The 10767-nt window shown below is 49.5% G+C and carries 9 protein-coding genes and 1 pseudogene; 8 read left to right on the top strand and 2 right to left on the bottom strand.

The genetic code is table 11. The features are described 5' to 3' along the window. Together AN618_RS13565 and AN618_RS07435 are read right to left on the bottom strand one after the other, a co-directional pair. Positions 1-188: pseudogene (locus tag AN618_RS13565) on the bottom strand (IS200/IS605 family accessory protein TnpB-related protein); the annotation flags it as partial. Then, positions 157-804, bottom strand: a complete 648-nt coding sequence (locus AN618_RS07435) for an IS607 family transposase (protein ID WP_066353573.1) — start codon at positions 802-804, stop codon at positions 157-159. The gene AN618_RS07435 and the pseudogene AN618_RS13565, both read right to left, overlap by 32 nt. 224 nt (positions 805-1028) lie before the next feature. Here AN618_RS07435 and AN618_RS07430 point away from each other — a divergent pair, with 224 nt between their 5' ends. From AN618_RS07430 to AN618_RS07395, 8 genes are all read left to right on the top strand, one after another. Next, entirely contained in the window at positions 1029-1484 is a 456-nt protein-coding gene (locus AN618_RS07430) for a nucleotidyltransferase domain-containing protein (protein ID WP_066353571.1), read from the top strand. Next, positions 1481-1774, top strand: coding sequence for a HEPN domain-containing protein (locus AN618_RS07425; protein ID WP_083515115.1), 294 nt, complete (start codon positions 1481-1483; stop codon positions 1772-1774). Before AN618_RS07430 ends, AN618_RS07425 begins: the two co-directional genes overlap by 4 nt. A gap of 138 nt (positions 1775-1912) precedes the next feature. Then, positions 1913-3163, top strand: a complete 1251-nt coding sequence (locus AN618_RS07420; RefSeq protein ID WP_066353569.1) for an efflux RND transporter periplasmic adaptor subunit — start codon at positions 1913-1915, stop codon at positions 3161-3163. Further along, positions 3160-6249, top strand: a complete 3090-nt coding sequence (locus AN618_RS07415; RefSeq protein ID WP_066353568.1) for an efflux RND transporter permease subunit — start codon at positions 3160-3162, stop codon at positions 6247-6249. Before AN618_RS07420 ends, AN618_RS07415 begins: the two co-directional genes overlap by 4 nt. A 27-nt stretch (positions 6250-6276) precedes the next feature. Then, positions 6277-7527 (top strand): TolC family protein, encoded by a 1251-nt coding sequence (locus AN618_RS07410; RefSeq protein ID WP_245628449.1) that lies wholly within the window; start codon positions 6277-6279, stop codon positions 7525-7527. 19 nt (positions 7528-7546) lie between these two features. Then, a complete protein-coding gene (locus tag AN618_RS07405) occupies positions 7547-8164 on the top strand; it encodes a TetR/AcrR family transcriptional regulator (protein WP_066353566.1) in 618 nt (205 codons plus the stop codon). A gap of 115 nt (positions 8165-8279) precedes the next feature. Then, positions 8280-8966 (top strand): ABC transporter ATP-binding protein, encoded by a 687-nt coding sequence (locus tag AN618_RS07400; RefSeq protein WP_066353565.1) that lies wholly within the window; start codon positions 8280-8282, stop codon positions 8964-8966. Positions 8967-8991: 25 nt separating this feature from the next. Then, entirely contained in the window at positions 8992-10716 is a 1725-nt protein-coding gene (locus AN618_RS07395) for an efflux RND transporter periplasmic adaptor subunit (protein WP_066353563.1), read from the top strand. Positions 10717-10767 lie beyond the last annotated feature (51 nt).

The following is a 10767-nucleotide window of genomic DNA, read 5'->3' as shown; positions in this document are numbered from 1 at the left end:
CGGGATGCACCCTCCAGTAGCCGGTTGAAGGCCCAACGCATGCAAGCACAGAAAAGGCGCATCTCCGTCACAAGAGGATCTTCCTCACCACGGCTCCATTTCTGTGAGCGGAAGGCTGGGTAAATCTCCGGAAAGAACTCCCCGCAAACTGTCATGCTAAATTTGTCCTTCTTGTGTTTCTTCGGCATCCCTTATCAGCTCCCAAAAGCCCTGCTGGACTTTTCTGCCACCTCTTGCGCCATACAGCCGGGCTGAAAATGAAGTCACTATGGCTAACAAGTCTTGGACCAATTCCGTATGTGCATCCTCGGGCTCCTTTTGCGAAGTGATTTCTATCTCCACACCGCAGTACTTAAGATGGCGTTCCAAATAGGTATACCCGAATCTTGCCAGCCTGTCGGGGTATTCGATGAGCAATTTCTTGAACTCGCCCCTTTCGGCCGCTTTCAGCATACGCTCAAGACCCCGCCGGTTCTGGTTTAAACCCGAAGCCACATCCGAATACTCCGCCACCACACGGTAACCCTTCTCCTGCGCGTATGCCCGCAACCTCTCCATCTGACGCTCAAGATTTCCAGCATCAGCCTGTTTCTTCGTAGACACCCTGGCGTAGAGGGCAACCGCGTCCGGCTCTGCCTTTATCCCTCCCGTTCCTAAAATGCGGTTGATTTCCTCCACCGGGTATCTCCGCTGGCCGCTGGGCAGCCGCACGGGCTTGATCAATCCCTGTTTTTCCCACGCCCGAAGCCTGTTCGGGTGTACGCCTAATCTCTTCGCTGCTTCTCCAATGGATAAGAGTTCCATGCTTTTATGGTAGCAAAATAGTTAAGTAAAGTCAACTACAGTGGGGTTTCTTGAAGCTGCTGCAAACCTCCTATGTACCATTTTCAAACTTTCCAATAATGAATTTTTTGACGATACTCCTTTATTTGCAAGCTTATGGCTGATATAATAGTGGTAACATAAAAACAGGAACGTAAGGAAGGCGGGAATATGCTTATCGAAAGTTTTAAAAAACACTCGAAAGAGTGCTCAAAGCTTGTCTTGAAGTCTACGGAGAGGACCTTGTAACACTGGCGGTATTTGGCTCCGTGGCGAGGGGCACGCCCAGCCCGGAATCGGACATAGACATTTTAATCGTGGCAGAAAACCTTCCATCCGGGAGGCTGAGGCGCATGGAGCGTTTCGCAGAGGTAGAAGAACTTTTGAACCCATGGATGTATAGCTTGAGGAATATCGGGATTTACACATCGCTTTCCCCCGTTATTAAGACGCCTGAAGAAGTTATGGCAGGGAGTCTCCTTTTCCTCGATATGATAGATGACGCATTGATACTTTTTGACAGGGAAGGCTTTTTTACCCGGTTTTTGCAGGAATTTTCTTCGAAACTCAAGGAAATGGGAGCAAAAAAAGTGGTGACAGGGGAGCGATGGCATTGGGTTTTGAAACCGGATTACAAGCACGGAGAGGTGTTTGAAATATGACAAACGTAACACTTGCGGAAAGTTACTTGGAAAAGGCAAAAGTTCGATTGAAAATGATAAAGTTCCTTTTTGAAGAAAAAGCTTATTCTGATATTGTAAGAGAGGCGCAGGAAGCGGTGGAGCTTGCGCTAAAAGGGATTTTAAGGAAGATCGGCGTGGAACCGCCAAAACAGCATGATGTAGGTTACCTTTTAATTGAATATAAGGATAAACTGCCAAAAGAAGTGGCTGATAAAGTTGACGAGCTTGCATCCATTTCCAAATGGCTCAGAAAAGAAAGGGAATTTTAGGTCTAGGCTTTTTTTCGACTTAAAAGCGGTATTTTTGTTGGAAGCATAGCTATTAGTGATTGAAAGTGGACATAACGTGTGGTAACATTATCCTATGTAGACCGACCGGTCGGTCAATTTTGGGGAGAGGGTGGTACGGTGCTGAATAAGAAATTTACAGTATTTCTTGTCCTTATTTGTATCATCGCGGTATTGCTGGTTGGAGGTTGCGGCAGAAAGGCCGGTGAATCGGCGGAAGAAAAAAAGGCCGTTCCGGTAAGAGTGGAAAGTCTTTCTGCCAGGGACCTTTCGGAATACCGCTTCTTCACTGGCTCCGTTGAAGCGAAAGGCCAGGTGGTCGTGACTGCCAAAATGGCCGGGAGGGTAAAAGAAGTATTGGTAAAGCCCGGCGAAAAGGTAAGGGCAGGGCAAGTGTTGGTGAAGCTTGATGAAGAAGATGTAATTTCGCAGGTCCAGCAGGCAAGGGCCGCTTACAATGCGGCTGAAGCCGGCTACAACAGGACCAAAGCCCAACTCGACCAGGAACTGAAAAAACTGGAGTCTTCGGTAAGGCAGGCCGAGGAAAACTATAAAAACGTCTCGCAGAACTACGAGCGGATGAAGAAGCTCTACGAAGAGGGGGCGGTTTCCAAAAAGGACTTCGAGGCGATACAGCTTCAGTACAATGTGACGAAGGAACAGTACGAGTCGGCTAAAGAACAGCTTGAACTGACTAAAACGAGCACTATCCCCGAAACCTTAGCTGCGGCAAAGTCTCAGATGGAGCAGGCAAGGGCGGCGCTTTCCGCGGCACAAAACGCCCTCGACAACACACTCATAACATCCCCCGTGGATGGTACGGTTGGAAACGTAGACGTGCGGGTGGGGCAGCTTTTGAGCCCTGGGGCTATTGTCGCGGTTGTGGGAGATACAGGAAGCTTTTTCGTCAAGATAAACGTGACAGAAGATGTTATAAATTCGGTAAAAATAGGCAGTACTGCCGAGGTAGCAGTGGATTCGATAAATGCTGTTTTGAAGGCTACCGTCACGAGCACAAGCCCTTATAAGGATCTAAAGACAGGCCTGTACCCTGTGGAATTGAGGCTTGAAAATCCGCCCGCGGACTTGAAACCGGGGATGTTTGCACGGGCAAAAATTGCTGTTTTGACCTACGACAAGGTGCTGGCGGTTCCCGAAGAGTGCGTTTTAAGAAAGGATGATAAAGATATAGTTTTCACGGTGGAGCAAAATACCGCAAAAGCCAATGAGGTAGTGGTGGGCCCCACGGTAGAAGGGTATACGATAATAGAAAAAGGGCTAAAGGAAGGTTCAACGGTGGTAGTAGAAGGGCAGGAATATCTGGAAGACGGCTCGCCCGTTGAAGTGGTAGGCAAGGAGGAAGCGAAATGAGCCTCGCAAAGCTTTCCATAAAACACCCCGTCACGATGGTGATGATTATCATTATGGTGTTGGTGCTGGGGGCCGTGTCTCTCGACAGGCTCGGCACCGACCTTTTGCCAAACATCAGCTTTCCTACAATAATGATAATTACTAAGTACGAGGGTGCGGGGCCGCAAGAGGTTGAAAACCTTGTGACCAAGCCTTTAGAACAGGTTATATCCACAGTTAGCAACGTTAAAAGCATAAAATCTTCTTCACTTGAAGGTGTATCCAATATAACTGTAGAGTTCAACTGGGGCACCGACATGGACTTTGCAGTGCTTGAAGTAAGGGAGAAGATAGACCTCATAAAAGACATGCTTCCGTCGGAAGTGAAATCGCCGCAAATATACAAATACGATGCATCCCAGATCCCGCTGATGGAGATAGCTGTGGCTGGAGGAAGTGATCTGGAGGAGCTTAAAAAAATAGCGGAGGACAAGATAAAAAACAGGCTCCTGCAGCTCGAAGGGGTCGGCATGGTCCAGGTCTTCGGCGGGACCACGAAGGAGATTCACGTGGTGGTGGACCCGGAAAAGCTCGTGCGATACGGCACGAGCATGAATTCCATAGTCCAGGCCCTGCAGCTTGAGAACCTAAACCTCCCTGGAGGAAGTATTTCGTATGGAAAGAGGGAGTACCTGGTAAGGATAAACTCGGAATTTGCGGATATCTCGGCTATCAAAAATCTTCCCATAACTACGGCGACGGGAAGCACCATACCACTTTCGAGTATAGCACAGGTTGAATATGCCAATGAGACCGATGTTCTATCGAAACTCAACGGCAAACCCAGCGTCGTCCTTGTACTATACAAACAAAGTGGTTACAACACCGTGCAGGTGGCAGACAAAGTCACGAAGGAGCTTGAAGAGCTTAAAAAAGAGCTTCCTTCCGGGTCGGAGTACAGCGTAGTATTTAATCAGGCCAATTTCATAAATAAGTCTATCGGAAATGTGGTGAGCAACGCCGTCACCGGCGGCATCCTGGCGGTAGCTATCCTGTATCTTTTTCTCCGCGACCTGAGGACTACTCTCGTCATCGGCATATCGATGCCGATATCTATAATAACGACATTTATATTGATGTACTTCGGGAACCTGACATTGAACCTCCTATCATTAGGCGGCCTTGCACTCGGCGTGGGCATGCTTGTCGACAACTCCATAGTAGTACTCGACAATATATTCAGGCACCGGGAGGAAGGCGAAGGGAACGTAGAAGCAGCTATCTCCGGTGCGAACGAGGTCACTAGGGCTGTCATAGCATCCACCCTTACTACGGTTGTGGTTTTCCTGCCGGTCGTATATGTTCAGGGTATAGCTGCCCAGCTTTTCAAGGAACTGGCGCTGACGGTTACCTTTTCGCTCCTCGCCTCGCTCGCAGTGTCGCTTACGCTTACACCGCTGTTATGCTCTAAATTGATGGTAGGGAAAGGCACATCGAGGAGAGTGAACTTTATTTCAGCGGTTGGCGAAAGATTCGACAGGGCTTTCGGCCAGCTCCTCGAATTTTACAAGAAAGCTTTAAAATGGGCTCTCAGTCACCGGAAAGCTGTAATTGGGATCGCCGCGGTATTTTTCGTTTTAAGCCTGGCTCTCGCACCTTTAGTTGGAACCGAGTTCTTGCCCAAATTCGACATGGGCATGGTGATGATAACTGTCGAGATGCCTGACGGCACGAGGAAAGAGGTGCTTGAAGGCACAGTAGACGAGCTGGTCTCTAAAGTAAAAGACATACCTGAAATACAAAGCATACTGACCATTGCAGGCTTTTCCCAATCGGGAGAAGAAAAGGACAACGAAGCATCAGTAATGATAAGATTAAAGCCTCTTTCTGAGAGGAAGAGGAATAGCGAGGAAATTACGGAGGAAATAAGAAACAGGACGGCGAAGATTCCCGGGGTAAAGATAAGCGTAGAGTCTCTGGCGGGAATGATGTTCCTGGGTGAAGCGTCGGAGGCGGTGTCTATAAAGATCAAGGGAGATGATATGGCAAAACTCAAGGAAATATCGAAACAGGTTGAAGAGATAGTAAAATCTGTTCAAGGGACGAGGGAAGTAAAGAGCAGCCTCGCCGAGCAGAGGCCAGAGATAAACATAAGGGTAAATCGGGATGTGGCCTCGCTTTACGGGCTTAATTCTGCCTACGTGGCAAATTACGTAAAGTCGGCGGTGCAGGGTACGGTGGCGACGAGGCTGAGGACCGGCGGGGAAGAGATAGATGTGAAGGTTATGGCCAGGGAAGACCTGGTAGATGACATCGAAAAATTAAAAAGCCTTGCGATTCCGACGCCGTCGGGGATGATGCTGCCCCTTTCCAGCATAGCAACCGTGGAGAAAGAAGAGGGGCCGGTTTCGATAAACAGGGAGGACCAGTCAAGGACGGTAAAGGTAACGGCCAGCGTCGTCGGCAGGTTTTCGGGGGATGTTAACAGAGAAATACAGCAAAAACTTAAAGGGTTGCAGCTGCCGGAAGGTTACTCCATCGAAATGGGCGGGGAGCAGGAGCAGATGATGGAATCCTTCGGCGGACTGGCCCTTGCCTTTGTTCTGGCGATACTCCTGGTGTACATGGTGATGGCATCGCAGTTCGAATCACTGCTCCAGCCCTTCGTCATAATGTTTACGCTCCCCCTCGGCATAATAGGTGTCGTGTTTTCGCTGGTCTTGACCGGAAGAAGCTTCAACATAGCATCCTTTATAGGAATAATCACCCTGGCGGGAATAGTGGTTAACAACGGCATAGTGCTCATAGATTTCATAAACCAGTTGAGGGAGCGCGGACTTTCTAGAGAAGAGGCTATATTGAAGGCGGGACCGATAAGGCTTAGGCCCATACTCATGACGACTCTGACCACGATACTCGGGCTCTTCCCACTTTCGCTGGGACTGGGTGAAGGCGGTGAGCTGCGGGCGGCGCTTGCGACCGTCATTATGGGAGGACTTACGGTGTCGACGGCTCTCACCCTGATAGTCGTGCCCGTGCTCTATACCGTATTTGAGGATTTTGGGAAAATTTTCGGCAGGATGCGACCGGCATCCAGGAAAAATTAACCGGGGAGGTCGGATGTTTTGAAGAAGATGAAAAGGCTCTTGGTAGTCGCGGCAATCTTCGCCCTTTCCCTCTTGGCCGCATCTTCAGGGGCGGGAGGCACGAGTGCCGAAGAACCCCTGAAGCTCACTTTGCAAGAAGCGGTGGAGATTGCCCTAAAGAACAACCCGGCTATCGGGCTTTCTGAGCTGGCGGTGGAAAAGGCGAGCCTGAAAAAGGAGCAGATAGAATATAGGGAAAGGAAAGCTGAAGAGGCAGCGGAGGAATTTAAAGATCTAATGAGGAAAATCAGAGAACAGGAAACGCAGATTACCGCTCCAGAAGGATCTACACAAGAAGGAAATATTTCGGGAAACTCTTCAACGGAAGGTTTTACAGAAATGGGATATCCGAATATCCCGATGCCGGGCGACTTTGAATATGAATACTCCATGGAACTCGGCAAAAAGGCCGCCGATATGGAATTGAAACTTGCACAGCTAGGCGTGGAGGCGGCCAAAAGGAACATCCGCTTCGGGGTGGAGGCGGCGTATTATGCCGCCCTTTCTGCCCGGGATAAGGTGGAAATAGCCAGGGAGAGCCTCGAAAGGGCCAAAGAGATGGAAAGAATAGCCAAAGCCCTTTACGAAAACGGTTCTGCGACAAAAAAGGATCTGCTCGATGCTCAGGTAAAGGTATCGACGGCGGAGGCGGAACTCAAAAAGGCCGAGGTGGAGATGGAAAAGGCGTATATAGACCTGAAAAAGCTCTTGAAACTGGATATGGCAAGACAAATAGAGCTTTCCGAAAGCTCGGAGTTCAAGGCCGTGGAGAAAAACGTTGAACTGGAGCAGCTCCTTGCAAAAGCCCGCGAAAATAGAATAGACCTCGTGCAGGCTAGGGAGCAGCTGGAACTGGCAAGGCTGGATTTTGATATGACCAAAAAGGTTTATCCTTCAAATACCTTCCATTACAAGGAAAAAGAATACGCCTTGAAGCAGGCCGAACTCAACTACCAGGACGTAGAGAGCAAAATAGAACAGGAGGTAAGAAAAGCGTACCTGGATTATACAGCGGTATCGGCGAACCTTCCCATTTTGGAAAAATCGCTCGAGATGGCAGAGGAAAGCTACCGCATTGCAAAGCTGAGCTACGAGGCCGGCCTTATTCGGAGCGTGGACCTTTCCCAGGCGGAAGAAGCCGTAAAGCAGGTAAGGCTTCAAAAGGCGGGAGCAATATACGCGTACAACCTGGCGGCCCTGTATCTTGACAACGTAATATACATGAGCATAAGCAAGTGACAAGATGGAGGTGAAAGTTTTGTCGAAAGACGCCCTGGCTTCAGACCGCAAGAGGGAAAGGTATGAGGAAATAATAAAGGCCGCGGGAGAAATTTTTTCTAAGAAGGGCTTTCACAGGGCGAGGATGGAGGAAATAGCAAGGTCGGCCGGAATTGGGAAAGGGACGGTATACGAATATTTTAAAAGCAAAAAGCATCTTTTTGTTGAGGTAATAAAGTACTTCACTTCAAAATTTCTGGACGAGTTCAAAGTTGCGGCACGGAAGGGGAAGGATTACAAGGAAAAATTGGAAAACGCCTTGGGGCTTTTGATAAATATCCTTCACGAGTCGTCGGGTTTTTTCGAACTCCTGGTGAGGGACCACTGGGAAATGGATGAGAAGCTCTACCAGTGGATGGTTAAAGTGAGAAACGAAGCTTCGAAAGTGATAGAGGATATTCTGAGGGAAGGAATGAAATCGGGAAAACTCAGAGATATTTCTCCGAGGATTCCGGCCATGATGCTTATAGAATCGAGCCGACTGGTGCTCTTTTCCGGTGCTTTGGATGGCGACGGCAAAAAACCAGATGAGTTAAAGAAAGTTATAATCGATGTGGTCCTAAACGGAATTTCGAAAAGATGCGTCGAAACTGATTGATAATAAATCAAAGTCAGAATTTAGTTGATTTTACCTCTCGCATCTGATAGGATTTTAAGCGGGGGGGTTTTTTATTTTATTTTATTTTATTTTATTAAAAGGGAGGGGTGAGACGTTGGAGCTTTTAGAATTAAAGGGCATTTCCAAAGAATACAGGAGCGGAAAGGGTGCCGTAAAAGCCCTCTCCGATATAAACCTTTCGGTAAAAAGGGGCGAATTCGTTTCGATAATGGGTCCTTCGGGCTCAGGAAAGTCCACGCTCTTAAACGTAATAGGGTGTCTTGACAGGCCCAGTGCCGGAGAATACTTTTTAGATGGGATGAAGGTCGACAGAGTGTCCGACGATAAGCTCTCCGAAATAAGAAACAGGTACATAGGGTTTGTCTTCCAGAATTTTCACCTGCTTCAAGGGCTTGATGCCTTGGGGAATGTGGAACTTCCCTTGATATATAGGGGCATCGGATCCGCCGAGAGAAAAAGGCGAGCTAAGGAAGCCCTCGATGCCGTTGGACTTTCCGACAGAATTCACCACAGGCCTTCGGAACTTTCAGGGGGTGAGCAGCAGAGGGTCGCGATAGCGAGGGCTCTTGTACAGGAGCCGCTTTTGGTCCTTGCGGACGAGCCGACGGGTTCCCTGGATTCCAGGACGGGCCGGGCCATAATGGAGCTTTTTCAGAAGCTCAATACGGAAAGGGGCATAACTGTAGTAATGGTCACCCACGACAGGGATATGGCCCGCTACGGACGCCGCATAGTCAGGCTCCTCGACGGCAGGATAAAGGAAGAAGAGTTTATAGGATGATTTTAGTGTAGAGGGGGTAATTTTTGTGTACAAAAAGATTCTAGCGGTGATTATCGTCGTAGCTGCAGTGGCGGCGGGCGGATTTTACGCTTTCAAGAGCCTTATGCCTCCTCCGGAAGAAAAAACTACAGGCCCGCTTTACGCCACGGCTAAGGTGATACGGGGAGACATAAGTGTAGGAGTGGAAACTTCTGGCCCGCTAAACCCCAGCCGCGGTGGCGGGATAATGGTGCCGTACAGCATGGACGGACAGGGCCCAGCAAGTTATATAATTGAGGAGGTGCTGGTAAAAGAGGGAGATGAAGTAAAGGCGGGACAGCTCCTCGTAAGGCTCAGAGCGCCTAACATTCAGGCAGAGATAGAGTCTTTAGAGCAGCAGCTCAAGGCGGCCAAAGAATCCCTTGCAGACAAGGTGGGGCTTAAGCCCGAAGAGATTTACCGGATGAATCCGGCGGAGGGCATTACGTTGAAGGCACCGGTGGACGGAAGGGTAATAGGCCTAACCGTCAAAGAAGGGGCTGAATTGAAGCAAGGGGAAGTGGTTGCGAGGATAGTCGACGATTCGAAGTTTAAGGTAATCGCGAAGCTTAATCCGGGTGAATACGAGATAGCAAAAGGCTGTACGAAGGCTTTTTTGAGGTTCAACCAGTTCGAAGGGGTTATAGAAGGCAGGATAACGGATATAAACTCAGAGCCGGTCCCCGAACCGGTTTCCGGGACAGGTGAGGGCGATGGGGCCGAGCCCCTTTACCAGTACGTCTACTATATGACCATCGAGGGTGACAATCCCGGGCTCGTGATGCCGGATATGTCGGTTTACATAGGCGTTGCACCGGAAAACGTGACAAAACCCGATGACCCCGGAGTGCTTTGGTTGAGATTCCCTTCCAAGGTGGAAGGTTATTCCGTGGAAGAGACCATTACCAGCACCGTCGAAGCCAGGGTGACGAAAGTATACGTAAAAGACAGAAATAAAGTGAAAAAAGGCGATGCCATAATATCCCTGGCCGGTTCCGACGTAAGGGACATGCTGGAGGAAGAGCTGGAAAAGGTCATGGAGCTTGAGGATAAATTGAGACGGCTTTACGGCCAGATGGAACTTTTGGAGATAAGGGCTCCTATGGACGGTATAGTTGCGGATATCAACGCCCAACCTGGCAGGACGGTGCAGATGGGCGAATGGTTGGGCAGCGTGTACAACGTGGAGGACATGCAGATTTGGTCCCAGGTGGACGACGTTGACGTGCTTTTGGTAAAACAGGGCTCGCCGGTGAAGGTGACTGTAGACGCCCTGCCGGGAAAGACTTTCGATGGCAAGGTATTGCATGTTGCCACCATGGGCAAGGACATGAGCGGCATCACCAGGTTTGAGGTATTAATTAGCGTAAAGGGAAGCCCGGAGCTTCGGCCCGGGATGCAGGCGAGAGCGTACATAGAGGCGGGAAGCGCAAAAGATGTGCTGCTCGTCCCGGTGGAGGCGGTATTCGAAGAAGACGGACAGCCTTCGGTGGAAGTTCTGCAGCCCGATGGAACTACGAAGGTGGTCCGCGTCGAACTGGGCCTTATGAACGACCGTTATGCCCAAATAAAGAGCGGCCTTGAGGAAGGGCAGCTGGTGGTCACCGGAAGCAGTGCAGATATACTTCCGGGACAGCGTATTAAATCAAACGAGATTCTTCCCGGAACGAACAAGCAAGGAAGCGGCGAAGGCCAGGGTGACGGCGCAAGCTCCGGCGACAAAGGGAACTGAGGGGGAATAAAAGTGAGCCTGTTTAAATCGTGGCGGTCCTTCTGGGTGAGG

It is taken from the genome of Fervidicola ferrireducens (assembly GCF_001562425.1).
GTDB lineage: Bacteria > Bacillota > Thermosediminibacteria > Thermosediminibacterales > Thermosediminibacteraceae > Fervidicola > Fervidicola ferrireducens.
Note: the sequence above shows the minus strand (reverse complement) of the source record. Positions and strands in the feature narration are given on the sequence as shown.

Bases quoted from the DNA above. Each gene is read 5' to 3' on its own strand.
- AN618_RS07435 (WP_066353573.1), bottom strand. From the start codon at position 804: ATGGAACTCTTATCCATTGGAGAAGCAGCGAAGAGATTAGGCGTACAC.
- AN618_RS07415 (WP_066353568.1), top strand. From the start codon at position 3,160: ATGAGCCTCGCAAAGCTTTCCATAAAACACCCCGTCACGATGGTGATG.
- AN618_RS07410 (WP_245628449.1), top strand. From the start codon at position 6,277: ATGAAAAGGCTCTTGGTAGTCGCGGCAATCTTCGCCCTTTCCCTCTTG.
- AN618_RS07425 (WP_083515115.1), top strand. From the start codon at position 1,481: ATGACAAACGTAACACTTGCGGAAAGTTACTTGGAAAAGGCAAAAGTT.